Source organism: Arthrobacter sp. ISL-48, assembly GCF_018613805.1.
Classification (GTDB): domain Bacteria; phylum Actinomycetota; class Actinomycetes; order Actinomycetales; family Micrococcaceae; genus Arthrobacter.
This window is the reverse complement of record NZ_JAGGPL010000003.1, coordinates 273,456-299,188: the sequence shown is the minus strand read 5'-3', so window position 1 is coordinate 299,188 and position 25,733 is coordinate 273,456. Positions and strand designations below refer to the sequence as shown.

Sequence of the window (25,733 nt, the reverse complement as noted above, 5' to 3'; positions counted from 1 at the left end):
CCATGGGCCGCCGGGTACTGACAATCACGTCCCTCATCGCCTCAGCAGCATTTGCGTTGGCTGGCTGTTCCCGGGGCGCTCCGGCGGGGGAGGTCAAGTCACTGAAGGTGGTCTATCAGAAGACGGATTCCTTCACTGCGCTGGACGCCATGTTCCAGTCGGCCAAGCAGGAGTTCGAGGCCGCCCACCAGGGCGTCACTGTTGAATTGCAGCCCATCCAGGCGAACGACGACGACTACGGCACCAAGCTTGCCCTGTCCCTCCGTTCCCCGGCCACGGCACCGGATGTCTTCTATGAAGACACTTTCAAGGTCCGTTCCGACGTCGACGCCGGATACCTGCTGAATCTGGACAGCTACCTGAAGGATTGGAAGGACTGGGACGCCTTCGATGAAGGCGCCAAGGCTGCCGGCCTGGGCGACGACGGCGGGACCTACGCGGTCCCGGTAGGCACCGACACCAGGGCGATCTGGTACAACAAGAAAGTTCTGGCCGCCGCCGGAGTCAGGCTGCCGTGGCAGCCACGCACGTGGCAGGACATCCTGGACACGGCCAGGAAAATCAAGGCCAGCGATCCCTCAGAGGTGCCGTTCAACCTCTACGCCGGTAAAGCCACCGGCGAGGGCACCGTGATGCAGAGCTTCTACGAGCTCCTTTACGGGACAGGCTCTGAGCTGTACGACGCCGACGCCAAGAAGTGGGTGGTGGGCTCTGCCGGCTTCACGGACTCGCTGGCCTTCCTCAAAACCCTCTACGACGAGAAGCTGTCTGTGTCGCCATCAGAGGCCCTCGATGCGAACGTGTGGAAAAAGGTGTTCGGGGAATGGCTCCCGCAGGGGAAGATGGGCGCCACCGTGGAAGGCTCCTACGCGCCGACGTTCTGGCAGGAAGGCGGGAGCTACGAATGGCCCGCTTACGGGGAGGACATGGGGGTAGCGCCCTTCCCCACGCAGAAGGGGCAGGCACCCGGCGGAGTTAGCATGTCTGGTGGCTGGACCCTGGCGGTCGGTTCATCGACGAAGGCCCCGGATCTGGCCTTTGACTTCCTGAGCGAGGCCCTGAACCAGAAGAATTCCCTGGCGTTTAACATCGCAAGCTCGCAGATTGCCGTCCGGTCCGATGTTGCGTCCGATCCCGGCTACCAGGCGGCTAACCCCTTCGTGAAGGACGTGTCAAAGCTCGTGTCCATCACGCATTACCGGCCGGCAACCAGTGACTACCCACGGATCTCCGCCGCCATCCAGGAGGCTACGGAAGCAGTGATTACCGGCAGCCAGTCCCCGGAACAGGCAGCCGCCGGTTATGACGCGGCCGTTAAGGGCCTCGTGGGTGACCACAAGACTGTCCGAAAGTAGCGCGTGACGGTCCTTCGCCCCCGGGCCGCCAGTCCCACCCTGCGTACCCAACCCCGCGTGCGGCGTTGGGTACGCCTTCTGCCTGTTGGTCCTGCCGTTGTCCTGTTGCTGGTCTTCCTGGCCGGTCCCGTCCTTTGGGCATTCCACGCGTCCTTTACGAACGCCGCGCTGACAGGGCGCAACGCCCGAAGCCCGGGCTGGGTGGGACTGGAAAACTACGGCAGGCTGCTGGCGGACCCGGTCCTGCCGTTGTCCCTGGCACTCACCGTCCTCTTTGTGGGCGGCTCAGCCATCCTGGGGCAAAACATACTGGGACTCGTGATTGCCGTGCTGATGAGGCGCGCACGCCGGGGAGTCTTGGCCTTGGTCGGAACAGCCGTGGTGGCCGCCTGGGTGCTTCCGGAGATTGTGGCCGCCTTCGCGGCCTACGCCTATTTCAGCCGCGATGGGACCCTCAACCAATTGCTGGGCGGCATAGGACTGGGCCAGCCAGACTGGCTCTATTCGTTCCCCATGGTGGCCCTCATGCTCGCCAACATCTGGCGCGGCACTGCCTTTTCGATGCTGGTCTACCGCGCCGCCCTCAATGACGTCCCGGCCGAGGTCACGGAGGCAGCGCTGATGGACGGCGCCAGCGGCTGGCAGCGGCTGGCCTTCATCACCCTGCCAATGATCCGCGGCAGCATCGCTACCAACCTCATGCTCATCACGCTGCAGACCCTGGCGGTTTTCACCCTGATCTGGGTCATGACGGCCGGCGGCCCCTCGAATGCCAGTACAACGCTGCCGGTGCTGGCGTACCAGGAGGCCTTCAAGTTCGGTGACATTGGCTACGGCACGGCTGTGGCGTCGGTGCTGATCCTCATCGGCTTGGTGTTCGGCGCGGCCTACGTCCGGCTCCTCCGGGACACCAAGCCATGACGGCGGCGGCACGACCTTCCCTACGCACCCAAGGGCAGGCCCCGGCGGGACCGACCTCCCGGGCGCAGCGGCGTGCTAAGACTGCGGCTGACGTGGCCCTGCTTCTCATTGGCGCCTGCTTTGTGCTTCCGCTGCTGTGGCTGGTGCTGGCCTCCCTTGACACCGGTGCGGGACACCAGACACAGCTTCCCCACGAGGTATCACTGGACAACTTTGCCGCGGTGATGACTCCGGGCCTGCTTTTCCGGCCGCTCTGGAACAGTATGGTGCTGTCCGCGGGGACAGCGGCGGTCAATTTGGTCGCAGCCGTACTGGCTGCCTATCCGCTGTCCCGTTACCAGTCCAGGTTCAACCGGCCGTTTTTGTACACCATCCTGTTCGCGACATGCCTTCCCATCACGGCCATCATGGTGCCGGTGTACGGCATGTTCGTGCAGTTGAAACTGCTGGACTCCGTGCCTGCCACCATCTTCTTCATGGCCACCACCACGCTGCCCATGGCCATTTGGATGATGAAGAATTTCATGGATGCTGTTCCGGTGTCCCTTGAGGAGGCGGCCTGGGTGGATGGCGCCTCGAGCCTGTCCGCCCTTTGGGCGATTGTCTTGCCCCTCATGCGCCAGGGCTTGGGCGTGGTGTTCATCTTCGTGTTCATCCAGGCCTGGGGGAACTTCTTTGTTCCGTTCGTACTGCTGCTGTCCGAGGAAAGGCAACCGGCGGCGGTGTCTATCTTCAGCTTTTTCGGACAGCATGGGGCGGTGGCCTACGGTCAGCTCGCCGCCTTCTCCATCCTGTATTCAGTTCCGGTGCTGGCCCTCTACGTTATTCTGGCCAAGGGAGCGAGCAGCTCCTTCGCACTGTCCGGCGCAGTCAAGGGCTGAACATTTACAGCCGCTAATCGATATCCTCAACGATCACGCCGTAGGGAATGCTTTCGTCGAGGTGGGCCTGGTGACCGGTCGAGCCGATGTTGTACGTGATCCGGACCCCGTGCAGCTGATCGGCAGCAGACTGCTGCAGAACGGGCTTGATTGCGTTAATCAGTCTCTCGCTCTTGTCGGCCAGATAGTCCTGGTAACTTGCTGGAAGCTGAACCATGCCATCAATATAGTCCTGCACGGCAAGGACAACCACAGGTGCAGCGAACAATATTCTGCGCCGCCATGAAATACAGCGTAAAACTGCGTCTTAATTCGGCGGCCAACTTGAACGCCCTTCCTGTGGCTCCTAGAGTTCTATACAAGTTACCGAGGTAACGTGTCAGCGATCCTCCCTGCGGAGGGTGTGGGTGCCCCCATGTGGGCCTGACATTTGCTCACGGACAACTTCATTCCAGGCGTAACAGTCGCGGCTGCGTTCCTGTGGAGTTTTTCGTGTTCCCCAAACTCAATTCATTGCCGGAACCGCTGCCACAACTGGCACGTTTTTCCGGTAATGGCCCAAAGCCAAGGACGCAAATGTCACCGCCCAGCCTTATCGACACTCATCCGAACCTCTCCGACGCCGCCCCGGTGGCACTTTCCTACGAACTGTTCCCGCCCCGTTCTCCGGCCGCAGCAGAATCACTGTGGAATACGATCCGCGAACTGGAAACCACCGAACCCGACTATGTCTCCGTGACGTACGGTGCCAGTGGCTCTAACCGGGACACCGCCGTCGAACTCATCAACCGGCTCCTCATGGAGACAACCCTGCGGCCGCTGGCGCACCTGACCTGCGTCGGCAACACCCCAGAGGAACTGGCCGAGATCATCGGCGAACTGCTGGACACCGGTGTGCGGGGCATCCTGGCGCTCCGGGGCGACAAGCCCAAGGACGGGGCAGAGCCCGCCCCTGGGTCCCTGCGGTACGCCCAGGACCTTATTGAGCTCATCCGACGGGTCGAGCAGCGGCGTTCGGCGCTGCTGTGCGCTGGGAAGATCGCCGTGGGCGTGGCAGCCTATCCGACCCGCCACCCGGAGTCGCCCAGTGAGGCACACGACGTCGAGGTGCTCCTGGCCAAGCAGCGTTCAGGCGCCGACTTCGCCATCACCCAGGTGTTCTTCCACACGGAGCAGTACGCAGACCTCATCACGCGTGCCCGCCGCGCCGGTGTCACCATCCCCATCGTTCCGGGTGTCATGCCGCTCACGAGCCTTCGCCGCGTCACCAGGCTCGGCGAGCTTTCAGGCGTCGAGCCTGCGCCGGAACTCCTGGAGCGCCTCGCCGCCGCGGACAGCGACGCCGAACGCCTCCGGATCGGCGTCCGCGCCACAGTGGACCTGGCAAATGCGGCGCTTGAAGCGGGCGCCCCGGGCATCCACCTTTACACCTTCAACGAGCACCAGAGCGCGCTGGAGGTGCTGGACAAACTGGCGCTTCCGCGCCATTCACGCTCAGCGAGCCGCCGGAACGCCATCGCCCGGCGCCAGCTGGCCAGCTGACCCCGATCATTCACCAGACCATCCGCAGCTTTCCCCTATACTTCAAGGAATTTCCCATGACTGAACAGAACATTCCCGCTACGGCGTTTCCCGCCGCTTCGCTGCTCGGCTACCCACGCATCGGCCGCCGCCGCGAACTGAAGAAGGCCATTGAGGCGTACTGGGCCGGCAAGATCGACGCCGACGCCCTGGAAGCTGCAGCCCAGGAAATCCAGCTGGGCACGGCCAAGCGCCTCCAGGGCCTGGGTCTGACCGAGGCCGCGGCCGTTCCCGGCACGTTCTCCTACTATGACCAGGTGCTTGACGCCGCTGCCCACCTGGGTGCAGTCCCTGCCCGCTTCGGCAACCTCCTCAACGCCGAAGGCCAGCTGGACATCGATGGCTACTTCACCCTGGCCCGCGGCAACAAGGAACAGCAGCCGCTGGAAATGACGAAGTGGTTCGACACGAACTACCACTACCTTGTCCCGGAAATCGGCCCGGAAACCAACTTTGCGCTGACCTCCAACCGCATCGTCGAAGAATTCGAGTTCGCGCTGGCCAACGGCGTGGAAACCCGCCCGTACATCGTGGGTCCGGTCACGTTCCTGCTGCTGAGCAAGGCTTCCGACGACGCCCCCGCCGGCTTCAGCCCGCTGTCCCGCCTTGAGGATGTCCTCCCGGTCTACACCGCACTGCTTCAGAAACTGGCCGCCGCCGGTGCCAGCTGGGTCCAGCTGGACGAGCCTGCCCTGGTTGTTGACCAGGAAACGCCGGCCGCGGAGATCCAGGCCGCCGTGGCCCGCAGCTATGAGGTCCTCTCCTCGGCTGCCAGCCGTCCGCAGCTGTTCGTTTCCACCCCGTACGGTGCGCTGAACGAGCAGTTCAGCACTCTTGCCGCCTCCGGCATCGACGCCCTCCACATTGACGTCTTCAAGGGCGCTGTTCCTTCCGCCGCCGAGCTCGCTACCCTGGGCAGCAAGACCCTGGTGGCCGGTGTGGTGGACGGCCACAACATCTGGCGCAACGACCTGCAGGCCTCCGCGGACAAGATCGCCGAGCTGCAGAAGTCTGTGACCAAGCTGGCCATCAGCACGTCAACGTCCACCCAGCACGTCCCGCACGACGTCGAGGAAGAGGTCCAGCTTGCCGAGCAGCTCCGCAGCTGGCTGGCCTTCGCCGACCAGAAGGCCGTGGAAGTTGCCACCCTGGCAGGCCTCCTGACCGACGCGGCTGCTGTCCAGCCAGCCATCGACGAGGCCACCCGCATCATCGCTTCCCGCACAACCGCCGAAGGCGTCCAGCGCGCCGACGTCCGTGCCCGCACTGCGGCGCTGACCCCGGCCGACTTCAACCGCTCCGAGTACTCGGTCCGCGAAGCCGCCCAGGAAGAAGCACTGCACCTGCCGCCGCTGCCCACCACCACCATCGGATCGTTCCCGCAGACCTCCGAAATCCGTTCCGCGCGTGCCCGCAACAACAAGGGCGATCTGACCAACGAGCAGTATGAGCAGCTGATGAAGGATGAGATCAAGCGCGTTGTGGAGCTCCAGGAAGAGCTGGGCTACGACGTCCTGGTGCACGGCGAACCCGAGCGCAACGACATGGTCCAGTACTTCGCTGAGAACCTCGAAGGCTTCGACGTCACTGTCCACGGCTGGGTGCAGTCCTACGGCTCACGCTGCACCCGACCGTCCATCCTGTGGGGCGACGTTACCCGCAGCGCCCCCATCACGGTTGAGTGGGCCAAGTACGCCCAGTCCCTGACCAACAAGCCGATGAAGGGAATGCTCACCGGTCCGGTCACCATCCTGGCCTGGTCCTTCGTCCGCGATGACCAGCCGCTGGGCGAGACCGCCAACCAGGTTGGCCTGGCGCTGCGTGACGAGATCGCGGACCTCGAAGCCGCAGGCATCAAGGTCATTCAGGTGGACGAGCCCGCACTGCGCGAGCTCCTGCCCCTGCGCAAGGCCGACCAGGCTGCCTACCTGGACTGGTCAGTGAACTCGTTCCGGCTGTCCACCGCCGGCGCCGCCGACGCCACCCAGATCCACACCCACCTGTGCTACTCCGAATTCGGCGCCATCATCGACGCCATCGACGGACTGGACGCGGACGTGACCTCCATCGAGGCCGCACGCTCCCGCATGGAGGTCGTCCACGACCTCGAGTCCCATGGCTTCGGCCGTGGCGTCGGTCCGGGCGTCTACGACATCCACTCGCCGCGTGTTCCGGGCGAGCAGGAGGTCACTGAGCTGCTCAGCACTGCCGTCAAGCACGTCCCGTCCCGCCAGCTCTGGGTCAACCCGGACTGCGGCCTGAAGACCCGCGGCTACGCCGAGACCGAAGAGTCCCTGCGCAACCTCGTGAAGGCCACCAAGTCGGTCCGCGCCAGCCTGCTGGAAGCGGCCAAGTAACAGCACCAAATGTACGACGGCGGCCGGTCACCCAGGTGACCGGCCGCCGTCGGGCGTTAAAAGCTGTTGTCCGTCAGGATTCCCAGAGAATTTCGTCGTCCACCACGCCGTCTTCATCCGCCGAGGCGACCAGGACTTCGTCCGTGAAGTGGGAGCCAAGAGTGAAATCAAGGACGAAGTAGCGTTCGGGCTGGCCCGGGAAGATGCCCACGTGGCCAAGCTTAAGGGCTTTGAGGAACACGTCATTGGTGAGCTGGCTGCGGTCTTCCACGCCGAAGACTTTCTGCAGGTGTTCATCCTTCAGGGCGTTGCAGTGGAAGTGCAGGTATTCCTGCGGGCTGGTGCCTTCCTGCTCCAGTTCTTCGGCGATCATCTCGCGGACCTCGTCCACGAGTTCGGGCAGGTAGCGCAGCCGGTAATCCACCTTGTGCATGGCAGCTTCATCGAAGTGGTCATGCGCATTGATGTTGAGGTCGAGTTCCAGCGTATGGCCGCGGAGGTCATGCTTCGCGGCAATGTTGTGGTCCCTGCCATGGTTGAGTTCGATCTCACCAAAGTGCTGGCTCGCTACCTTGTTCATACCTTCAACATAGACCCGAACTGCGGTGCATTCCAGCATTCGGGACTAATTCCCCGCGGTCCCCAGCCCCGCCAGGGTTTCGGCCAGCAGGTCCACAAACAGCTGCACCCGCGCGGTTTTCGATTCGTTGATCAGGAGCGCGAAAACGTTGCGGGCCAGGCGGATCTCGGGGACATCAAGCACCACCACTCCGGCTGGCCGGTGCAGCAGGGCAAGCTCCGGCACGAGCGCGGCGCCCAGTCCGGCGGCGGCCATTTCCAGGCTGGCATGGAAATCGTCGCTGTAGGCCACCACGCGGGGATGCAGGTTGCAGCTGGCAAACAGCCGCTCGATCACCATGGCGTCGCTTGTCCCGGGATGGTGCATGATCCACGGCATCTCGGACAGATGGTCCGCGGCAACCTTGGCGTCGGTGCGGAATCCCCATCCCGCCGGAAGCACCACACGGAAGTTGTCGTCGCCGATCCACTGCCGATTGATGGCGTGCGGCCATGCCAGGCCCGACTGGCCGACCTGGAAGACCAGGGCAACGTCCAGCTCCCCGCCGGTGCGCAGCCCCTGGATGGTCTGCCCCGGCTCGGCCACGGAGACTCGCAGGTCGATGCCCAGGTCCTTCCACGCCGGGTTCTTCAGGATCCGGGGGAGGACGTAGGTGGCCAGGCTCGGAAAAATGCCCAGCCGCAATTCCTGGCTGCTGCCGTCGCGGGTCTTGTAGGCGGCCGCCATCAGCGCCTCGATGTCAGTGAGTACTTTGGATGCGTGCCTGGTCATCACCACTGCTGCTTCGGTGGGAACTACGCTGCGGGCCGAGCGCTTGAAGAGGACCACGCCCGTGTCCCGTTCCAGGGCGGACATCTGCTGCGACACGGCAGAAGCGGTATATCCCAGCCGGGCCGCGGCGGCCGAGAACGAGCCCAGCCGGGTGACCTCAAGGAGTGTCTTCAGATGTACGGGATTTACCAACGCTGTCCTTATGTTTGTTACCGGGTGCAGTTCCCCGGCCATTCTAAGGTCGTGGCTACCCCAGGGGCGGCGGGTATGGCTTTGTTGCTGTGGCTGGACGACTCGTGCGTGACGGCTTCGAAGGATTGGCCGCCCGCCACCCCGCGATGACCCGACCGCTGATTGAGAGCCTTTAGCCTAGGTTGTCCCGACAGTGACAGCAGTGGAAGTCCATGAGTAATGTGTCGTGGGTCTCCCAGATGAGTGAGTTGGCGCAGCCTGGCCGGGTACCCCACGGCCCCGTCGACGTCGACACTGCCGCCATGCCCGACGCCCTCGCCGAAGGAGGCCGCGGCCGCGCCTTGGCCAAGGCAGCCTTAGACGTCCTGCTTTACGAACGGCACAACGGCGCCAACCACTGGACACTCCGCAGAACACGCACGGCCAGCTAACGCCGGAACCAGTGCCGGCAAGCACTGTCATATGAGTCAGGGCAACTGCTACGTTTGTCAAACGAGCTCCGCCTGCTGGAGGGCCGGGAACCCGGTTATCTGGCCACGGTGGGGAGCATGGGGGAAATCAGGAAATGAAAAACAATCCCGCGGCGACGCGGACCGACTCCGGCCGGGATCGCCTCCCGGTCCCTCCCTGCCCTGCGCAGAATTGTGAACCGGTATTGAGCGACCGGAGTCACGCCGCCACGGAGCAAAAAACAACAGGCACAGTGAAAGAAGCATCATGACTCAGATCCATGTTCGACGCCTGCCCGGTCCTGATGACATCCCTCCGCTGGTCAAACAGATTCCGATTACGGTCCTCTTTATTGCGGCGCCGGTCATGATCGCTTCCATTTCGACCCTGGCGGTCGGCAGCTGGCCGGCGGTGATTTCCGGTGCCCTGTTGGTAATCGCGGCAACCGTACTGGCGGCCATCTTTTCCCGTCCAGACCTGTCGCGTTTTGTTGCCATCGTTCCTGCCGCTGATTTCCTCGCCGCGGGCTTGCTTCGTTACGGGACGGGTGAAAGCCGTTCGGTCTACGTGTCCCTCGCGCTCCTGCCTCTTTTGTGGGTCGCCGCGAACGAAGGACGCCGGTCTATTCTTTACGCCGTCCTGGGAGGAGCCTTAGCAATCCTGGTCCCGTTCGCCCTGAGCACCGGGACGGGTGACCACGCCGAGGAACTGCTCGGCGGTCTGTACAGCGTCATCTTCTATGCCATAGCGGCAGGGGTGGTGAACGAACTGGCAACCAGAGGCCGTCACCTGAAGGCCGCCAGCGCACAGGCGACAGCCTCGGCGGAGGAACTCAGCCGGGCGGCCCAGATCCAACGCTACCTCCTGCCCAAAGAGGCCGCCCTGCTTCCCGGGTATGAAACAGCAGGGGCGTGCATTCCCTCAAGGGCTGTGGGCGGTGACTTCTTTGACTGGTACGAAATCGACGGCGGCCTGGGTTTCACCCTCGGGGACGTGATGGGTAAAGGCGCAGGGGCGGGGATGATCGCTGCCACCACACGGGCCGTCATCCGCAGCGCCAAAAACAGCGAGGACCCCGCCACAGCGTTGAGGCTGACCTCGGATTGCCTCACCACCGAGCTAAGCCAGGCAGCGTCCTTCGCCACCGTCTTTCACGCACGCCTCCGTGCCGAGGACGGGCGGGTCCTGTTCTCCGATGCAGGCCATGGCCTGACGCTGCTTATCCGTGCAGACAGGACCTGGGAGAGGCTCGCCTCCCGGGAACTGCCCGTGGGGCTGCTGCCTGAGGCCACGTGGCACTCATTCGAGATTCGCCTCAATCCCGGAGACATGATCGTCAGCTTCAGCGACGGCGTACTGGACCTGTACGACGGCACCCTCACCGCCATCGACGAGGTCGCCCGGTTGGCCACCACGGCCACCTCGGCAAAAGACGTCGTCGAAGCCCTTCAAAAGCGTGCCTCTGGAACAACCAACCCTGATGACGTAACAATCCTCGCTGTCCGCAGAACAGCACAGCAGCCAGTTCCCCTCGGTCGCCGAGAAGAAAGCGAGCACACACCCGCATCCCTTGAACTGGCTGACGCACAGCCGACAAGATGAAAGGCCCAATCCAAAGAGTGCCTGGGCGTTTGTTGACTCAAGGTCTCTGGCCGTTCTGAGCGCGACCCGGTTGGTTGTTTCATTCTCGATGGGCTGATAGTCCTCCGCTTCGCGGGCCGAGTCCATCGTGGCGACGGCAGCTTCGCTGTAGCACCGTCGGATGTCTTTTGCTGAAGGGACAACTGAGGCTGGCCCTTTCGGGCCGGCCTCAGTTTCGAGAATGGGCCTCGCTTCGCTCGGGCTGTTGAAGCGTTTTTCTGCTTTTTGCTGCTGTCCTGCCGGATCGTACGTGCCCGCTCCTCCGGCTCAACCGTCCTGCGGACGGCTGCGCAGCTGATGAATGGTGTCCGGCGCTTCGCCTATTTCCTCGCACAATCCCTCCACTGCTTGCCCTTCGGGTTGCCCCGGCTCCGTCGGGCACAGCTACGCGATGCTCCGCCAAAGGCAACCTGTCAGCGATCGGGACGCCGGTCGAGCGGACCACCAATTACACGATGCTCGTGCACCTGCCGGACGGGTACAAGGCCGAGCAGATGCGTGATGCGCTGGCCGCGAAGATCAAGACGCTCCCCGAGGCGCCGCGGCAATCCCTGACCTGGGACCAGGGCATCGAGATGCAGGACGGGAAAACCGTGAAGATCGACACCGGCATCGAGATCTACTTCTGCGACCCGCACTCACCCTGGCACCGCGGCATCAACGACAACACCAATGGCCTGCTGCGGCATTATTTCCCCAAGGGAACGGACCTGAGCATCCACAGCGCCGCAGACCTCGACTGGGTCGCCCAGGAACTCAACGACCGGCCGCGCAAAAGACTAGAGTTCAGAAAACCGATCGAACTGATCGAAAACCTCCTGTTGCAATGACCGAATGAATCCGCCGGTCCTTTAGCCGACGCCTCGCCCAAGCCGCCAGGATGAGCGCAGGGGCTACTGACGGAACTCAACGAAGCAGCCTTCCGGCTTCAGCGATGCCTGGGTTGTAAGGACATGGCCTTAATGGAAGTCTTTACGCCATGCGCCTTTTCCGTAGGAGAGACCCGTCTGCTCCCGTGCACCCTATCTCTGCCTTTTGGGAATGGTGGATAAGCCAAGGCCACACGATCGATCCGCACCAGCAATCGCCCGCTCTGGAACAGCTGAGCCAAAAGGTTGCATCGATCCACCCCGACCTGACGTGGCATTTCGGCCCGGGCAGAAAGTCTAAACACCGACTCACGGTATCAGCGGGCGGAACCGCGGAAGTGCGCCCGACGGCCCAACGCTGGCTCCGCGCAGCGCCGCCGTCGGATGCGATCTGGGAGTTTCGTTCGAGTCAAGAGGCCGACCCGAACGCTCTCGGCACTGTCCTGGAAATCGCCGGGAGCAAGCTCGATCTGTCGAAAACGGAGTTCAGGATGGAGCCCGTGGAGCAGGAGCTACGGGTCCACGTTGGTGTCCACCACCCGGTGTTCCGGGACCTTCCGGAGCCCGCGCGGCTGCAAGTGACCTTCCTCGTTCTCGACTGGCTTCTCGGCGAGGATGACGTCGAGCGGTGGCTGGGCCAGGTTGAGGCACTAGAGACGGCTCCGGTTGGGTCCACAGACGACGACGGCCTGCTTCGTGCTGTCAAGTCGATCGCCGAGCAGCACGACCCGGACAAGTGGACTCTGTCCCACTGGGAAGACTCGAATGGCACGCCCGCATTTGCGAGCTTTCGTCGAGCTCTGCGTTGGATCGATCACCCGACTCTTGACGTACACCACAGCGTCCATGCTGCGTTCGCAGCGCAGCACAACGGACTTCCAGCGGACGGGGCCGCGCTCGACTCACTTCGAAGGCTCGAGGACGAGCTGGAATCGCTTATTGGCTCCCGTGGTCTGCTAGTAGGCCACGAGACCACCTCCGGCCGTCGAACGTTCCACGTCTACACCGACGGCGAAGACCAGAATGTCGCAGCAGGACTAGCCGACTGGGCACGCTCCCGCCAGCTCGCCATCGAACCCGCGCGTGACCCTGCTTGGCGCCGGGTGCGTCAGTTCACTGGTTGAGAAGCAACGAATCTACCGGCGACAGCTCTTAACTCCGCACGGGGCTACCCGAGCGCGCCCGCTGAGGGACCGGCTTGCGGACGCTTTGCAATGCCGGTGAACCAACCCCTATGGGGACGGGTGCTGCGAGGGCGTCGTTGCACAACTCGCCCGGAACTGTGGCGTTGATGAAGTGCGAGTTGGGTCATGATTGAGCGTGAAGACACTCATTGTTACCGCCCATCCTGATCCTGACTCGCTGACTCATGACATCGCTCGTCGGCTCGAGCAGGTGCTGCAGCCCGGGCATGTGGAGCTTGCTGATCTAGCAGCAGAAGGCTTTGATCCGAGGTTCACCCTCGCCGACCGGCACACATACCGGGTCGGGGGTGATTTCGCCCCCGACGTCGCTGCTGAGCAGCTGAGGCTCGACGGAGCTGCACACCTCGTGCTGGTGTTCCCCGTTTATTGGTGGTCAATGCCGGCCTTGCTCAAGGGCTGGATCGACCGCGTGTTCGTTAACGGCTGGGCGTTTGAAATCGCCGTCGAGGGCGGGATGAGCCGCAAGCTCGTGGAGCTGACGACGCACCTGGTGCCCGTTGCCGGTGATGATGCCGGCGTGTACGACCGGCACGGGTACGAACAAGCGCTGCGGACACAGATTGAGCACGGCATCATCGACTACTGCGGCAGCCAGCGCGGTGTCACGGCGTTCGTGTATGAGTCCGAGCGAGACGATGCTGCCGCCCGGGAGCAAGTCGTCCTCAGCGCCATCAACGAAGTCAGGCAGTCCATCAAGGAGTAGCGATTCGCCCTGCCGACCCGCATACAGCTTAAGTGCTTCTGTGTTTACCGGCCGCGCGCGAGTAGCCCGGAGCAGCGCGGCTTGTATGCAGTTTCGATGGTCGCGACGGTCGGAGGCGTGCGGTGAGGGATCTTTCACCGGGCAGCGTAGTCCACTGTGCCGCCAGGCTCCGTTGCTGCGGCTAAGCTCGTGCCGTGAGCATCGATGGAGGGACTGCGCAGGACCACTTTCGTGCAATGGTACGCGCGGAACTGGCACCGGAGTTGCGTCGTCTTGGCTTCCGTGGAAGCGGCGCGCAGTTCGAACTTCCGTCCGCCACTCATTGGTTATTGCTGGGTTTGCAGAGATCAATGTCCAGTACCGCGGATGAGGTGCGCTTCACGGTGAACCTTTCTGCAGTCGACCGCCAGGATTGGGCCACCAAGCGTGAGACGGAGAAGTGGATGGGCGTGCGGCCGAGCGCAAACGTCTTGGGTCCTGTCACGACGTCAAAGCGTTTGGGGATACTCCTGTGGGGAACCGACACCTGGTTTGCTATCCGACCGAACCTATCCACTAAAGACGTCGCCGTTGAGGTCGTGGACGCCATTAGAGACAAGGGCATCGCCTGGTTACGCGCCCAGGAGTCTGCCAATGACGCCCGCCCGTAAACCGATCCTTTAGCGGGCGGCGCGCTCCCGGAATAGGTGCACGCCTTCCACCTGATCCCGCTGCCGCGTGGCATGCCGCGGTGACCGCTGGCTGAGTCAGTGCTTATTGGCCGAGCTGATTCCTCGCCACCATTCGACGTCCCGAGCCGCGCTCTCAAGGCTGTCAATCGTAGCGAACGAGTGGCGAACGAACCGGTCCGGAAGCCGCACAGCGTGTTCAACCACGTAATGGGCCAACCCGTCCGGCCATACGAAATGGCCGTCGCTCAACTCCAGATTGCCGTTCTCTTTCCCACAGAATCGGCAGCGCGAGAACCCCATGTAGCTCCGCGCGATAAGCCCCATCTGCAAGTAGTAAGCGACGAAATCACGCTCCTCGGTATCCCAACTAGCGTCAACGAATTGCTCGGGAGAAGGCCATGACCGGTCTGTCTGGGGACCGTCCCAGTAGCCAATCAGAATCAGCTTCATGGACTGAACCATCACCACTCCCCACCATCGAAGATCGGCAGCGTGTTGCCACCGACTGCTCGCGCCCAATGTTACGGGGGAATGGGCAGACCCTCGAGGATGCTGCCACGCTGCTCGTTCAGTGGTCCTTGCTGGCGTGTCTCCCATTCCCTGATGCACAATTCCGGGTCGAAAGCGGCGGCGATAGAGCAAGCAGAGGCGCCCGAAAGCCGGTCGGGTACTGACACATCTGCAATTTGCCCGTGGCCGGGATGCTCTACTCGATCAGGCCGAACCACGGAGTGGGCATCGATCGGTCATCGGTGCGTGTTGCTACTGTTCAGATGGTGGGAAGAACTTGGGCGGGGTTTAGGAAAAAACGGACACCGCACGACGTGTGGTCAGACTGGAAGGCTGCGGATGAGGCGGGAGACCCCAGCCTTGCGACAGTTCTGGCCTCCGAGCTGCTGGAGCTGACGCCCGAGTCCTATTACAGCTGGTTTCAGGCCGGTCTGCTGTCCAAGGCCCTTGGCAACTGGCCGGAAAGCCTGGACCGCAACACGCGGGCGCTGAAACTATTTACTCCGAAGGATGCCGAGGAGTTCAACGGCGTCAATCCTGCTGCCTGGAACATGGGCATCGCATCAACAGCATTGGGTGATTGGTCCAAAGCCAGGGGTGCGTGGGGCGCCTACGGTCTGCATAGGTTTCAGACCGATGCCGGGCCCATCGACGTCGACTGCGGCATGGCTCCCATCCGGCTCAATCCCGACCAGCCCAGCCTCCCTCACCAGGTCCTGTTTTCGGTCGGGGAGACTGAGGTGGTCTGGTGCTGGCGCCGGAGTCCGGCCCATGCAATCATCGCGAGCGTTCCCCTGCCGGAGTCTGGCCATCGTTTCCGAGATACGGTCCTGCACGACGGGGAACCCAAAGGGACCCGGAGGCTCGATGGACAGGGGGTGTCGGTCTTCGACGAGCTGGGACGTCTTGAAGAATCCGGTCTTCCTACATGGCAGGCGCAGATAGTGGGTGCGACCGATGAGGATATCCAGGCGCTGTCGGACCTCCTCGGACAGCGGGGGCTCGGGCTCGACGATTGGTCTGGGATCCGGTTGATGTGCTCGAAGTGTTCGCACGGCGCACCCGAGGACGGACACGAACACATCCCCACCAAATCAGAGGATGCGATACGACTTGGACTTGCCGGCCACGAAGCCGACCTCGGCGGAGTTATTGACGGATGGCTGGCTGGCAGGCACGGCATCGACGTGCTCGCCCTCGACCTGCTCTGGTAGTCCGCACCCGTTCGGTCAGCCGATTCAGAGAGCTCGGCCCAGCTTCCGGATTTTTCGGCGGATGCAGCGGCGCGATAGCCTCTGGTGCTCCCCTGATGCGACGGCCCAATCAGCAACATGCGTTTAGGGATCCCCTTCCGGACATGTAGTAGACGTGCAGACGACTTTGGACGTTTGTGCAGACGACTTTGGAAAATAACAGGCCGAGTTTGAGGCAGACCTGATCCGGATGCGCACCCGCGAGGGCATGGCAGTCGCCAAGGCGAAGGGGCTACTGAATGGCAAGCAGCCAAAATTGTCCAAGACGCAGCGGAAGCATCTTCTGACACTGCACGATGCCGGTGAGTATACTCTGGCCGAACTGTTCAGGGTGTCACGGACGACTGTGTACGCGAGCTCCAAAGGCGCATCATCTGAAGTGCTAGGGGGCGCCACCAGCAAGCCTTTGCTGTACGCGAGAGCACCACAACCCAGCCCGGAAACCACGCGCTGGCTGAAGACTCCGGTTTTCGGCCTCGCTTAGCTAGCGCCCAGGTTGACTGCACGGACCTCGCTTCGCTCGGGCTGTAGAAGCGTTTTTCTGTTTTGGTTGCTGTCGTGACGGATTGTACGTGTCCGCTCCGGCCTGTCTAGCCCCTACCGGCAAACCTTGAGTCCGCGCCCGCACCCGTTCCCACCGGCTTGACAGACATAGAAGCGTCGGGGGAGAGGGGTGCTGGCCGGACACCATCACCGCCCCACCCACTACGAAAGGAACACCACCATGACCACCACGAAAGCCCACGAGCCTGTACCCAGAATGTCGATCCGTCGGGGCCCGGACCGCTAACCGGACCCCGACGGAATCCGTTGACAACATCATTGAGATCTCTTGGGATCAGGGCCAACAAGCCCCTGCGGCATGCCTGGTCTGAAAGGCCCGCTTCATTCTGGACAAGACATGGGATTGATCACCTCTTGAGGACGCTGGAGCTCCTTTGCGGGCGGGGGTGAGTGTCACGAGCAGGTGCGGCACTAGGCGCGACATGCCGTCTACAGCGCGACACGCTGGCGGTTAATTGTGGCTAAGTACTCCACAGGCTGTGGACTTCGTCCTCAAAATCGGCTGAAATCCGGACATTTTGACGGCCCGTGGCTGTGGATTAAAAGTGCATTAAATGACATACTTGTAATACATCATCTTGGGGTTCCGAAGAGGCGTCTGCACTACATGTAGTATTCAGATACAGCTTGAGCGGGACACCAGCGCAAGACATCAAACTGTAGACGGGCCGCATGGGCGGCATGCAGGCAAGGGCAGAATCGGACATGGACTCCAGTTCGGGACGGCCCGCCTCAGAAGAACGAAGATTCGATAAAGGGGACAGGGACCATGACCGTTACGGTTTACACAAAGCCGGCTTGTGTTCAGTGCAACGCAACGTACCGTGCGCTGGATAAAAAGGGCATCACGTACCAGAGCGTTGACATCTCACAGGACGCCGAGGCCCTGGACCGCCTGAAGGCATTGGGTTACATGCAGGCACCCGTCGTGGTTACTGACCAGGATCATTGGTCAGGCTTCCGTCCAGACAAGATCGAGGAACTGGCACTGTCTGCCGTATCCTCCGTGGCCTAAGGCCTCCCGTTTTCCTCCTTTCTGGCAACGTTCAATGCAGCTGAGGTGACTCCCGTGGCAGCACTAGCAGTGGCCGGAGCTTGCATCGCCGTGAACGGCGGCACTGCGGAGCCCGTCACCACGCAGAGCCAGCTGATCTACTTTTCCTCTACCTCCGAGAACACCAGCCGCTTCGTTGCGAAGCTTGGCTGCGAGTCGGCCCGGATCCCGCTCCACGCCAAGGATGCACCCCTTCTTGCCAGCAGGCCGTACGTGCTGGTGGTGCCGACGTATGGAGGCACCGGAGGAGAAGGATCGGTCCCCAGGCAGGTCATCCGTTTTCTGAACAATCCGCAGAACAGGAAACTGATTCGCGGCGTCATCGGTGCCGGCAACACAAACTTCGGGGACAACTACTGCATGGCGGGGGACATCATCGCCGCCAAATGCCAGGTCCCGCACCTCTATCGATTCGAACTTATGGGAACGCCGGAAGACGTCACCCGGGTCAACCAAGGATTGGACAAGTTTTGGACACGACTGTCTCAGACACAGAAGTAACCAGGGCCGAAGGCCAGGGCATCCGCGCCGCTGCCGAAAAGCTGGGCGCCGCCGTCGAGCAGCCCGAGATGCCGGCCGCCTACAAGGGGCTGGGTTATCACGAGCTCAACGCCATGCTTAACCTGTACGGCCCCAACGGTGAGATCCAGTTCGGAGCCGACCGCGAGGCCGCCCACCAGTACTTCCTGCAGCACGTGAACAACAACACTGTGTTCTTCCATGACCTGGAGGAGAAGCTTGATTACCTGGTGAAGAACCAGTACTACGAGCGCGAGACCCTCGACCAGTACACGATGAACTTCATCCGTGAGCTCTACAACCGCGCCTACAAGAAGAAGTTCCGCTTCGAGACCTTCCTGGGCGCCTTCAAGTTCTACACGTCCTACACACTGAAGACATTCGACGGCAAGCGTTTCCTGGAGCGCTACGAGGACCGCGTCTGCATGGTGGCCCTGCATCTGGCCCGCGGCGACGAGCAGCTGGCCCTGCAGATGGTTGACGAGATCATCGAAGGCCGCTTCCAGCCGGCCACACCCACCTTCCTGAACGCCGGCAAGAAGCAGCGCGGCGAGCTGGTTTCCTGCTTCCTGCTCCGCATCGAAGACAACATGGAGTCGATCGGCCGTTCCATCAACTCCGCGCTGCAGCTGTCCAAGCGCGGCGGCGGCGTGGCCTTCGCCCTGACCAACATCCGCGAAGTCGGCGCCCCGATCAAGCAGATCGAGAACCAGTCTTCCGGCGTCATCCCCGTGATGAAGCTCCTTGAGGACAGCTTCTCCTACGCTAACCAGCTCGGAGCCCGCCAGGGCGCCGGCGCTGTGTACCTGCACGCCCATCACCCGGACATCTACCGCTTCCTGGACACCAAGCGCGAGAACGCGGACGAGAAGATCCGCATCAAGACCCTCTCGCTGGGCGTCGTCATCCCGGACATCACGTTCGAGCTGGCCAAGAAGGACGAGGACATGTACCTCTTCTCGCCGTACGACGTCGAACGCGTCTACGGGATGCCGTTCTCTGACGTTTCGGTCACCGAGAAGTACTACGAGATGGTGGACGATTCCCGGATCAAGAAGACCAAGATCAAGGCGCGCGAGTTCTTCCAGACCCTCGCCGAGATTCAGTTCGAATCCGGTTACCCGTACATCATGTTCGAGGACACCGTGAACCGGGCCAACCCGATCGACGGCAAGATCATCATGTCCAACCTGTGCTCGGAGATCCTCCAGGTTTCCCAGCCCACCACGTACAACGATGACCTGTCCTACGCGGACACCGGCAAGGACATCTCCTGCAACCTGGGCTCGCTGAACATCGCCAAGACCATGGACTCACCCGACTTCGGCCTGACCATCGAGACTGCCATCCGGTCGCTCTCGGCTGTTTCGGACATGTCCAACATCACCTCTGTGCCTTCCATCGCCCGGGGTAACGACCAGAGCCACGCCATTGGCCTGGGCCAGATGAACCTGCACGGCTACCTGGCCCGCGAGCGGGTCCACTACGGCTCCGAAGAGGGCCTGGACTTTACCAACATTTACTTCTACTCGGTGGTTTACCACGCCATCCGTGCTTCCAATAAGCTGGCGATCCAGACCGGCCAGACGTTTGGCGGTTTCGAGAAGTCCAAGTACGCCTCGGGTGAGTTCTTCGACAAGTACACGGAGCAGGAATGGGTCCCGCAGACCGAGAAGGTCGCCGAGCTGTTCAAGAACATCCACATCCCCACGCAGGATGACTGGCGCGAGCTCAAGGCTTCCGTCATGGAGCACGGCATCTACAACCAGAACCTGCAGGCTGTGCCGCCGACGGGCTCGATCTCCTACATCAACAACTCCACCTCGTCGATCCACCCGGTGGCTTCCAAGATTGAGATCCGCAAGGAGGGCAAGCTCGGCCGCGTCTACTACCCGGCGCCGTACCTCACCAACGACAACCTGGAGTACTACCAGGACGCGTACGAGATCGGCTACGAGAAGGTCATCGACACCTACGCCGCGGCCACCCAGCACGTGGACCAGGGCCTGTCCCTGACGCTGTTCTTCAAGGACACGGCAACCACCCGTGACATCAACAAGGCGCAGATCTATGCCTGGAAGAAGGGCATCAAGACCGTTTACTACATCCGCCTCCGCCAGCTCGCGCTGGAAGGGACTGAGGTGGAGGGTTGCGTCTCCTGCATGTTGTAGCTTCAACTAAACCGTAACAGTACGACGGCGGGCGCCCGCCCGCCGTCGTACGCTTTAACTCAGAGAACCAACCCAACGTTTAGGGGATGACATGACCGAAAAGGTCAAGCTGCTCAGCCACGTCGAGGCCATCAACTGGAACCGCATCCAGGACGACAAGGACGTCGACGTCTGGAACCGCCTGGTCAACAACTTCTGGCTGCCGGAAAAGGTGCCGCTGTCCAACGACATCCAGTCGTGGGCCACCCTAACCCCGGACGAGCAGCAGCTCACCATGCGTGTGTTTACAGGCCTGACCCTCCTGGACACCATCCAGGGGACCGTGGGCGCCGTTTCGCTGATTCCGGACGCGCTGACCCCGCACGAAGAGGCCGTGTACACAAACATTGCCTTCATGGAGTCCGTGCACGCGAAGAGCTACTCCTCCATCTTCTCCACGCTGGCCTCCACCAAGGAGATCGACGAGGCGTTCCGCTGGTCCACCGAGAACGAGAACCTTCAGAAGAAGGCCCAAATCGTCATGGACTACTACCAGGGCGACGATCCGCTGAAGCGCAAGGTGGCCTCCACGCTGCTGGAGAGCTTCCTGTTCTACTCGGGCTTCTACCTGCCGATGTACTGGTCTTCACGCGCCAAGCTGACGAACACGGCTGACCTGATCCGCCTGATCATCCGCGACGAGGCCGTGCACGGCTACTACATCGGCTACAAGTTCCAGAAGGGCCTGGAGGGTCTTTCCGAGGAGCGCAAGCAGGAAATCAAGGACTACACGTTCGAGCTGCTCTTCGAGTTGTACGAAAACGAAGTCCAGTACACGCACGACCTTTATGACTCCGTCGGCCTGGCCGAGGATGTCAAGAAGTTCCTGCACTACAACGCCAACAAGGCCCTCATGAACCTGGGCTACGAGGCCATGTTCCCGGCGTCCGTCACCGACGTGAACCCGGCCATCCTGTCCGCGCTGTCGCCGAACGCTGACGAGAACCACGACTTCTTCTCAGGGTCGGGTTCCTCGTACGTTATTGGCAAGGCCGTCAACACCGAGGATGAGGACTGGGACTTCTAGTTCCACTCATCAACAGACGGAGAGCCATCACTCCTCAGGGACGATGAGCACTCCATAAGAGGCACAGATGACCCGGTTGCGACAGCAATCGCAACCGGGTTATCTGGAGCAGTATCTAAAGGCCGTTACCGTGGGAGATGGCACTTGTCGGAGGAGAGGCGGCCCTTAGCCGCTGGTGCAGGATCCAGTGCTGTGGTCGTAGCCGCCGGTGCCGTTCGCTTCCACGAAGTTGGTCTCGAGGTTGCAGGTTAGTCCGTCAGAGTAGGACAACACGTCTGAACCACCCACTTTGGCCACCTTGGGATCGAAGTAGATGACGCCGTCCGGAACCGCCACAGACGATGCGTACACGTAGACGTACTTGCGCGTGCCTTCGATGGTATACGAGCCGCCAGGGTAGCTGGTTGCATCCGAATACTCGCGTTCACCGCGGAACACCGCAATTCCGGCCGGGGTGAGAACTTCGATGCGTCGTTCTGTGAGTGACGTGCACGCGGTGACATCCGGCGTCGGCTCAGTGCACCCACCGGTGCTTGTCATCTCGGCTCCCTGGGTGCTGGCTGCATGGGCCGGCACTGCAACGACACTCATCACCGCTGCCGCGGCTGCCCCATAGACGGAAAGGCGAAGCAGGATTTTTGAGCGCATGAGATCAGTCCCCGAACTTGATAAGTGCGGCCCCAGCGGCCGCTAGCGTAGCCTAGCAGCACCTCACGGCAGAGCTCGTCCTGGACAGTCAGGCCTCGATATCTTCCAACACGTCGATGCCCTCGTCGACATGAACTGCGGTGCTCCGAGGCGGCCCAGTGGGTCAGTTCCGGCTGGGACGGTGTGAGGCTGCTGTGCCGGCCGTTCATGCAGGCGATCACCTTCGTGGCGATGCGGCCGGTGTCCATGACTTTCTGTTTCGCTCATCGGCTCCGCGACCCATCCATCCGATGCCAGTCGGGATCTGACGCAGGCCCGGTTGTCGATGATGTCTTCTGCTCGTCATCCTCGGACGTAGGCGCGGTAGCGGTGGTGGTCGCAGTAGGGGAGGGAGCCACCGCGGTAGGTGCAGGCGGTGTTGCAGTCGGTGCCGGCGTCGTCGTCGGTTCGGACGTCGCTGGAGCCGGCGTGTCCGCCGGGGCCTGTGTCGCCGCTGATGTGGCGGGCGTCGCCGAAGTGGCAGACGGCGGCTGAACGCTTGAAGGTGCCGTGGAGGGCGGAGCAGGCGCGGAAGTCGCAGCCACTATGTCGGCCATCGTGGGAGCGTCCACCGGCACGGGCTGGGCGATGGTTGGCAAAGCAGTGCCGATTGGATCCACAGCCACCGGCACATCGCCGTCGCCCGGAGCGGGCAGTGTGGGGGTTCCGCTCGCAGTGCCCGGGGGAGTGCTTGAAGTACTGGGCTGGGGCGTCGACCGGCCGTTTACGTAGGTAGGCCGCGTTCCCAACGTGGCTCGAGTGGCGTCCGTTGATCCGGGGGCATCCTGAGCGGTCGCCTCCTTGCCGAAAAAGGGCAGCTCGGTGGCTTGGCTGGCCGTGCCGACGGCAAGCAGTACGGCAAAGGCGCCAGTGACTACGGCCATCCGGTGACCCATCACGCGAACTGAAGCTGCTTTCCTCAGGACGGACTGGGGGTCGGAACGGAAGGCAGCAGGTATCTGAGGGCGCACTACTGTCGCTGGCTCCCTGTTCTGGGCTGCAGCCGGCGTGGCCTCAGTTTGCTTCTCGGCTGCCTCGCGTCGCGTCCTGACGCGTCGCGTTGCCTCGGGCGCGGTGATGTGCGCGGTTTCCGTGGCGGAGTTCCCGGTCAGCGCTACTACCGCAAGTGCTTCAGTTGAAGGAAGTGCTGCTTCCGCCTGGGGGGCTGTTTCCGGGGCAGGCGGTACTTCGAAGGCCGGGCGCCTGTTCCTGCTTCGTCGCAGTGGAGCGGAGGCTGGTTGCGTGGGAGCGGGCCCGGCGATTGGCGTGTCGGCTTCGGGGCTTATCGGGGTGAGTGGTGTGGTGACGAGTTGCGCAGCTTCTGCGCGGTGTCGACCGGCCCTGGAAGGGCGCGACTGATCCAGCGAACGGGACATGATGGATGCCTCTCAAACGCCTGCGGAGTTAGCTGTCGGGTTCGGAAGAGGTCAACCGGCCGGCACGTTAAGTGACGGCTTCACCCCTAGGGCCGCTGGGCAGCGGCCCGAAGACTGTGGGTCCCCCGTCTCTGCCTTAGTGTCTGGGAGTCCGGGATGTGGCAGAGCTCGGCGTCAGCCCGGACGCGGCCCGACCTAGATGGGCCACCCCAAAACCGTACAGGAACTCCGCCATTAAGTCACGTTTCGGTAACGAGTATATGCTCGGCGGCGAGTCGACCCGGGACCGTTAAGCTCAGCCGATAAGCGGGCATTTCGTCGATTCTTCGTGACCGTCTCAAACCGGGCCTGGAGTCCCCACGGGCAAGCGGGCGTGTGAGCCGGGCTCGAGTTTGGCCATCACCCGTTCGGAAAGTGCCACCAGTACCCGACGATCCTCGGGCGTCATCAGCGAGAGAAAGTTCTCCCGGACCCATGCGATGTGGCCGGGGGATGCCGCCCGCAAGGCATCCCGACCGGCTTCGGTGAGGTGGACCACAGTACCGCGGCCATCGTCTACAGCGGGCCGGCGGGTGACAAGCCCCCGCTTCTCCATGCGTCCCAACTGGTGCGCCAGCCGGCTGCGGTCCCAGCCAGCACTGTATCCCAGGTCCCTCGGGCGCATCCCCGTGTCGCCGGCTTCAGCGAGCGGAGCGAGCATTTGGTAGTCCGCGCCGGACACTCCGCTCCCGGCCAGCTGGCGCTCCATTCCGGCGGCCAGTTGACGGCTGAAAAGAATGTAGGCGAGCCACGCTTCCTCCTCGTCCTTGCTCAACCAATGAGGCTTTGGCAAGTGGATTCCTTTCGAAGGGATCGAGCAAAAGTTGTTGACATATCAGCATTATACACGGCAAAATTGATGATACATCAGCAACTGCCCGGCATGGGGGATTCCGGCAAAAGTCCAAAGGAGCACGGCCATGACCATCCAGCCAGATACAAAAGTCCTTACCATCCCCGGCGCCGGCACATACCGCATTGACGGTGTCCGCTCGGCCATCACCTACACAAGCCTGCACATGTTCGGCCTGGGCAAGGTACGCGCCAAATTCAGCATCGCGTCCGGGCGGCTGGAGATCGGAGAGTCGCTCGCGGACTGCCACGTCTCCGCGACCATCGCCGCGGACAGCTTCACGTCCGACAATCCAAAGCGGGATCGAGATGTCAAGGCTCCGGGCCTGTTGGACGTTGCCAGTTTTCCGCAGATCGAGTTCACTTCCACAGAGGTGCGGGAGGACAAACGCGGGATAGTGCTCCTCGGGACCGTGGTCATGCATGGGGTCCTCGCCCCGGTGCAATTGCCCGTCTCATCCTGGGTAGCCCGAAATTCCGGCCGAATCCAAGTGCTGGCCCGGGCGGACCATCTGGACCGCTATTCGTTCGGTATCACGGGGGCCAAGGGATGGGTGGGCCGCTACTTTGACCTGGACTTTGACGTAGAGGTGGTTCGCGCCGCGGAAAACTGACTGTTGGATGATCTCCCTGGGCGCCGGCTTGGGGGCGCGCCAATCGCCAATAGGCGGTCTGGGCGGCGGCGGTCTCCGGAAGGGTGATACGAAGCTGCCCTATCCGCTGGTGACGCACCCATGCAAGCATGGGGCTGACAGCAAATGAGCATCAGGGGGACTCGATGAAATCCAACGAACTGCTGCTGGACGCCTTCGGCCGGATCAGTGAAACGGTGGCCACCACCCTCGAAGGGGTCGACGACGAGTCTCTGATCCGTCGGCCCGCCGGGAGCGGAAACTCGATTGCGTGGTTGATCTGGCACCTCAGCCGGGTCGAGGATGCGCAGGTCGCCTCCGCCGCCGGCCTTGATCAGGTGTGGACGTCCCAGGGTTATGTCGGGCGCTTCGGCCTGCCGCTGCCCGAGCGCGACACAGGCTACGGCCATTCCACGGAGAAAGTCGACGCCGTGCAGGCTCCACCGGAGCTTCTGCTCGAATACTACGACGCCGTTCACCGGCAGACCGTGGGCTTCTTGAAGACTCTGGGCGATCAGGACTTCGACCGCATCGTAGACACCCGCTGGGACCCGCCTGTCACGCTTGGGGTGCGCCTGGTCAGCACCATCGCGGATTGCCTCCAGCACGTAGGGCAGGCCGCGTACGCCAAGGGCTTGAATCGCGAGAACGGACAGGGGAGCGGGCGGCCCTAGATTTGCAGTGGTGACGGAGCGGCTGCTCCTGGGCTGGCTCAACCGGTTCAGCCGCACGCTGGACACGGAAGAGGTGGCCCGGATTGCCTCGGCAGCCGTACTACCGGGACCTGGCACCTGAGGCCGGCAGAGCCGGGCAATGTTCATGCGCTGCAGCAG

The 25,733-nt window shown here is 62.5% G+C and carries 25 protein-coding genes, 2 pseudogenes and 1 riboswitch; of the genes and pseudogenes, 21 read left to right on the top strand and 6 right to left on the bottom strand.

Annotation, left to right across the window (positions count from 1 at the left end; genetic code table 11):
- The first annotated feature begins 2 nt into the window (after nucleotides 1-2).
- The 3 genes from J7E83_RS05210 to J7E83_RS05200 are packed head-to-tail and all read left to right on the top strand — an operon-like array spanning nucleotide 3 to nucleotide 3,157.
- Nucleotides 3-1,355 carry an extracellular solute-binding protein gene (locus tag J7E83_RS05210; protein WP_214959717.1) on the top strand — a complete coding sequence of 451 codons (1,353 nt, stop codon included), beginning with the start codon at nucleotides 3-5 and terminating at the stop codon, nucleotides 1,353-1,355.
- 57 nt (nucleotides 1,356-1,412) lie between these two features.
- The gene (locus J7E83_RS05205) at nucleotides 1,413-2,276 is read left to right on the top strand and encodes a carbohydrate ABC transporter permease (protein WP_214960966.1); all 864 of its coding nucleotides are present in this window, start codon (nucleotides 1,413-1,415) and stop codon (nucleotides 2,274-2,276) included.
- A complete protein-coding gene (locus J7E83_RS05200) occupies nucleotides 2,273-3,157 on the top strand; it encodes a carbohydrate ABC transporter permease (protein ID WP_214959716.1) in 885 nt (294 codons plus the stop codon). The genes J7E83_RS05205 and J7E83_RS05200 overlap by 4 nt, the downstream gene beginning before the upstream one ends.
- Before the next feature lie 13 nt (nucleotides 3,158-3,170).
- On the opposite strand, the gene J7E83_RS05195 is transcribed toward J7E83_RS05200, so the two are convergent.
- Complete coding sequence (locus tag J7E83_RS05195; protein ID WP_214959714.1) at nucleotides 3,171-3,374, bottom strand: hypothetical protein; 204 nt, start codon at nucleotides 3,372-3,374, stop codon at nucleotides 3,171-3,173.
- A 359-nt stretch (nucleotides 3,375-3,733) separates the two neighbouring features.
- Here J7E83_RS05195 and J7E83_RS05190 point away from each other — a divergent pair, with 359 nt between their 5' ends.
- Both J7E83_RS05190 and metE read left to right on the top strand, forming a co-directional pair.
- Nucleotides 3,734-4,699, top strand: a complete 966-nt coding sequence (locus J7E83_RS05190) for a methylenetetrahydrofolate reductase (RefSeq protein ID WP_214959712.1) — start codon at nucleotides 3,734-3,736, stop codon at nucleotides 4,697-4,699.
- A 56-nt stretch (nucleotides 4,700-4,755) separates the two neighbouring features.
- Nucleotides 4,756-7,095 carry a 5-methyltetrahydropteroyltriglutamate--homocysteine S-methyltransferase gene (metE, locus tag J7E83_RS05185; RefSeq protein WP_214959710.1) on the top strand — a complete coding sequence of 780 codons (2,340 nt, stop codon included), beginning with the start codon at nucleotides 4,756-4,758 and terminating at the stop codon, nucleotides 7,093-7,095.
- Between the two features lie 73 nt (nucleotides 7,096-7,168).
- On the opposite strand, the gene J7E83_RS05180 is transcribed toward metE, so the two are convergent.
- Both J7E83_RS05180 and J7E83_RS05175 read right to left on the bottom strand, forming a co-directional pair.
- Entirely contained in the window at nucleotides 7,169-7,675 is a 507-nt protein-coding gene (locus J7E83_RS05180; RefSeq protein ID WP_214959708.1) for a DUF2004 domain-containing protein, read from the bottom strand.
- Nucleotides 7,676-7,720: 45 nt separating this feature from the next.
- Complete coding sequence (locus J7E83_RS05175) at nucleotides 7,721-8,638, bottom strand: LysR family transcriptional regulator (protein ID WP_214959706.1); 918 nt, start codon at nucleotides 8,636-8,638, stop codon at nucleotides 7,721-7,723.
- A 212-nt stretch (nucleotides 8,639-8,850) separates the two neighbouring features.
- Here J7E83_RS05175 and J7E83_RS05170 point away from each other — a divergent pair, with 212 nt between their 5' ends.
- The 6 genes and pseudogenes from J7E83_RS05170 to J7E83_RS05145 all read left to right on the top strand — a co-directional run bounded on the left by J7E83_RS05170 (nucleotide 8,851) and on the right by J7E83_RS05145 (nucleotide 14,156).
- Nucleotides 8,851-9,069 carry a hypothetical protein gene (locus J7E83_RS05170; protein WP_214959704.1) on the top strand — a complete coding sequence of 73 codons (219 nt, stop codon included), beginning with the start codon at nucleotides 8,851-8,853 and terminating at the stop codon, nucleotides 9,067-9,069.
- A gap of 286 nt (nucleotides 9,070-9,355) precedes the next feature.
- Entirely contained in the window at nucleotides 9,356-10,690 is a 1,335-nt protein-coding gene (locus J7E83_RS05165) for a PP2C family protein-serine/threonine phosphatase (RefSeq protein WP_214959703.1), read from the top strand.
- 452 nt (nucleotides 10,691-11,142) lie between these two features.
- Nucleotides 11,143-11,559, top strand: a pseudogene (locus tag J7E83_RS05160) (IS30 family transposase); the annotation flags it as partial.
- A 377-nt stretch (nucleotides 11,560-11,936) separates the two neighbouring features.
- The gene (locus tag J7E83_RS05155; protein WP_214959701.1) at nucleotides 11,937-12,722 is read left to right on the top strand and encodes a DUF695 domain-containing protein; all 786 of its coding nucleotides are present in this window, start codon (nucleotides 11,937-11,939) and stop codon (nucleotides 12,720-12,722) included.
- Nucleotides 12,723-12,918: 196 nt separating this feature from the next.
- Entirely contained in the window at nucleotides 12,919-13,506 is a 588-nt protein-coding gene (locus tag J7E83_RS05150; RefSeq protein WP_214959699.1) for an NAD(P)H-dependent oxidoreductase, read from the top strand.
- Nucleotides 13,507-13,700: 194 nt separating this feature from the next.
- The gene (locus tag J7E83_RS05145; RefSeq protein WP_214959697.1) at nucleotides 13,701-14,156 is read left to right on the top strand and encodes a DUF4304 domain-containing protein; all 456 of its coding nucleotides are present in this window, start codon (nucleotides 13,701-13,703) and stop codon (nucleotides 14,154-14,156) included.
- A 96-nt stretch (nucleotides 14,157-14,252) separates the two neighbouring features.
- Here the strand turns inward: J7E83_RS05145 and J7E83_RS05140 are convergent, their stop codons facing one another.
- A complete protein-coding gene (locus tag J7E83_RS05140) occupies nucleotides 14,253-14,627 on the bottom strand; it encodes a hypothetical protein (RefSeq protein WP_251043454.1) in 375 nt (124 codons plus the stop codon).
- A 374-nt stretch (nucleotides 14,628-15,001) separates the two neighbouring features.
- Between J7E83_RS05140 and J7E83_RS05135 the strand changes: the two genes are divergently transcribed.
- From J7E83_RS05135 to nrdF, 6 genes and pseudogenes are all read left to right on the top strand, one after another.
- Entirely contained in the window at nucleotides 15,002-15,901 is a 900-nt protein-coding gene (locus J7E83_RS05135; RefSeq protein ID WP_214959694.1) for a M48 family metallopeptidase, read from the top strand.
- Nucleotides 15,902-16,103: 202 nt separating this feature from the next.
- Nucleotides 16,104-16,424 (top strand): annotated as a pseudogene (locus J7E83_RS21045) (hypothetical protein); the annotation flags it as partial.
- An 849-nt stretch (nucleotides 16,425-17,273) separates the two neighbouring features.
- On the top strand, nucleotides 17,274-17,519 hold the full coding sequence (nrdH, locus tag J7E83_RS05130; protein ID WP_015937305.1) for a glutaredoxin-like protein NrdH: 246 nt from the start codon (nucleotides 17,274-17,276) through the stop codon (nucleotides 17,517-17,519).
- A gap of 54 nt (nucleotides 17,520-17,573) precedes the next feature.
- Nucleotides 17,574-18,059, top strand: a complete 486-nt coding sequence (nrdI, locus tag J7E83_RS05125) for a class Ib ribonucleoside-diphosphate reductase assembly flavoprotein NrdI (protein ID WP_214959692.1) — start codon at nucleotides 17,574-17,576, stop codon at nucleotides 18,057-18,059.
- 68 nt (nucleotides 18,060-18,127) lie between these two features.
- Nucleotides 18,128-20,248: a class 1b ribonucleoside-diphosphate reductase subunit alpha gene (gene nrdE, locus J7E83_RS05120; protein WP_214960962.1), complete on the top strand. Its 2,121-nt coding sequence runs from the start codon at nucleotides 18,128-18,130 to the stop codon at nucleotides 20,246-20,248.
- Nucleotides 20,249-20,339: 91 nt separating this feature from the next.
- Entirely contained in the window at nucleotides 20,340-21,314 is a 975-nt protein-coding gene (gene nrdF, locus J7E83_RS05115; protein ID WP_214959690.1) for a class 1b ribonucleoside-diphosphate reductase subunit beta, read from the top strand.
- A 165-nt stretch (nucleotides 21,315-21,479) separates the two neighbouring features.
- On the opposite strand, the gene J7E83_RS05110 is transcribed toward nrdF, so the two are convergent.
- On the bottom strand, nucleotides 21,480-21,962 hold the full coding sequence (locus tag J7E83_RS05110; RefSeq protein ID WP_214959688.1) for a hypothetical protein: 483 nt from the start codon (nucleotides 21,960-21,962) through the stop codon (nucleotides 21,480-21,482).
- 369 nt (nucleotides 21,963-22,331) lie between these two features.
- On the opposite strand from J7E83_RS05110, the gene J7E83_RS05105 reads away from it, so the two are divergent.
- Nucleotides 22,332-22,496, top strand: a complete 165-nt coding sequence (locus J7E83_RS05105) for a hypothetical protein (RefSeq protein WP_214959686.1) — start codon at nucleotides 22,332-22,334, stop codon at nucleotides 22,494-22,496.
- 15 nt (nucleotides 22,497-22,511) lie between these two features.
- Entirely contained in the window at nucleotides 22,512-22,733 is a 222-nt protein-coding gene (locus J7E83_RS05100) for a hypothetical protein (RefSeq protein WP_214959684.1), read from the top strand.
- A gap of 646 nt (nucleotides 22,734-23,379) precedes the next feature.
- Nucleotides 23,380-23,561, bottom strand: a riboswitch (cyclic di-AMP (ydaO/yuaA leader).
- A gap of 153 nt (nucleotides 23,562-23,714) precedes the next feature.
- On the opposite strand, the gene J7E83_RS05095 is transcribed toward J7E83_RS05100, so the two are convergent.
- Nucleotides 23,715-24,191, bottom strand: coding sequence for a MarR family winged helix-turn-helix transcriptional regulator (locus J7E83_RS05095; protein WP_214959682.1), 477 nt, complete (start codon nucleotides 24,189-24,191; stop codon nucleotides 23,715-23,717).
- Between the two features lie 145 nt (nucleotides 24,192-24,336).
- Here J7E83_RS05095 and J7E83_RS05090 point away from each other — a divergent pair, with 145 nt between their 5' ends.
- Both J7E83_RS05090 and J7E83_RS05085 read left to right on the top strand, forming a co-directional pair.
- A complete protein-coding gene (locus tag J7E83_RS05090) occupies nucleotides 24,337-24,882 on the top strand; it encodes a YceI family protein (protein WP_214959680.1) in 546 nt (181 codons plus the stop codon).
- Between the two features lie 164 nt (nucleotides 24,883-25,046).
- Nucleotides 25,047-25,574 carry a mycothiol transferase gene (locus J7E83_RS05085; protein WP_214959678.1) on the top strand — a complete coding sequence of 176 codons (528 nt, stop codon included), beginning with the start codon at nucleotides 25,047-25,049 and terminating at the stop codon, nucleotides 25,572-25,574.
- Nucleotides 25,575-25,733 lie beyond the last annotated feature (159 nt).

Excerpts from the sequence above, each read along its gene's own strand:
- J7E83_RS05210 (WP_214959717.1), top strand. The coding sequence starts at position 3 with ATGGGCCGCCGGGTACTGACAATCACGTCCCTCATCGCCTCAGCAGCA.
- J7E83_RS05200 (WP_214959716.1), top strand. The coding sequence starts at position 2,273 with ATGACGGCGGCGGCACGACCTTCCCTACGCACCCAAGGGCAGGCCCCG.
- J7E83_RS05195 (WP_214959714.1), bottom strand. The coding sequence starts at position 3,374 with ATGGTTCAGCTTCCAGCAAGTTACCAGGACTATCTGGCCGACAAGAGC.
- J7E83_RS05190 (WP_214959712.1), top strand. The coding sequence starts at position 3,734 with ATGTCACCGCCCAGCCTTATCGACACTCATCCGAACCTCTCCGACGCC.
- metE (WP_214959710.1), top strand. The coding sequence starts at position 4,756 with ATGACTGAACAGAACATTCCCGCTACGGCGTTTCCCGCCGCTTCGCTG.
- J7E83_RS05180 (WP_214959708.1), bottom strand. The coding sequence starts at position 7,675 with ATGAACAAGGTAGCGAGCCAGCACTTTGGTGAGATCGAACTCAACCAT.
- J7E83_RS05170 (WP_214959704.1), top strand. The coding sequence starts at position 8,851 with ATGAGTAATGTGTCGTGGGTCTCCCAGATGAGTGAGTTGGCGCAGCCT.
- J7E83_RS05165 (WP_214959703.1), top strand. The coding sequence starts at position 9,356 with ATGACTCAGATCCATGTTCGACGCCTGCCCGGTCCTGATGACATCCCT.
- J7E83_RS05140 (WP_251043454.1), bottom strand. The coding sequence starts at position 14,627 with ATGAAGCTGATTCTGATTGGCTACTGGGACGGTCCCCAGACAGACCGG.
- nrdH (WP_015937305.1), top strand. The coding sequence starts at position 17,274 with ATGACCGTTACGGTTTACACAAAGCCGGCTTGTGTTCAGTGCAACGCA.
- nrdE (WP_214960962.1), top strand. The coding sequence starts at position 18,128 with ATGCCGGCCGCCTACAAGGGGCTGGGTTATCACGAGCTCAACGCCATG.
- nrdF (WP_214959690.1), top strand. The coding sequence starts at position 20,340 with ATGACCGAAAAGGTCAAGCTGCTCAGCCACGTCGAGGCCATCAACTGG.
- J7E83_RS05110 (WP_214959688.1), bottom strand. The coding sequence starts at position 21,962 with ATGCGCTCAAAAATCCTGCTTCGCCTTTCCGTCTATGGGGCAGCCGCG.
- J7E83_RS05090 (WP_214959680.1), top strand. The coding sequence starts at position 24,337 with ATGACCATCCAGCCAGATACAAAAGTCCTTACCATCCCCGGCGCCGGC.
- J7E83_RS05085 (WP_214959678.1), top strand. The coding sequence starts at position 25,047 with ATGAAATCCAACGAACTGCTGCTGGACGCCTTCGGCCGGATCAGTGAA.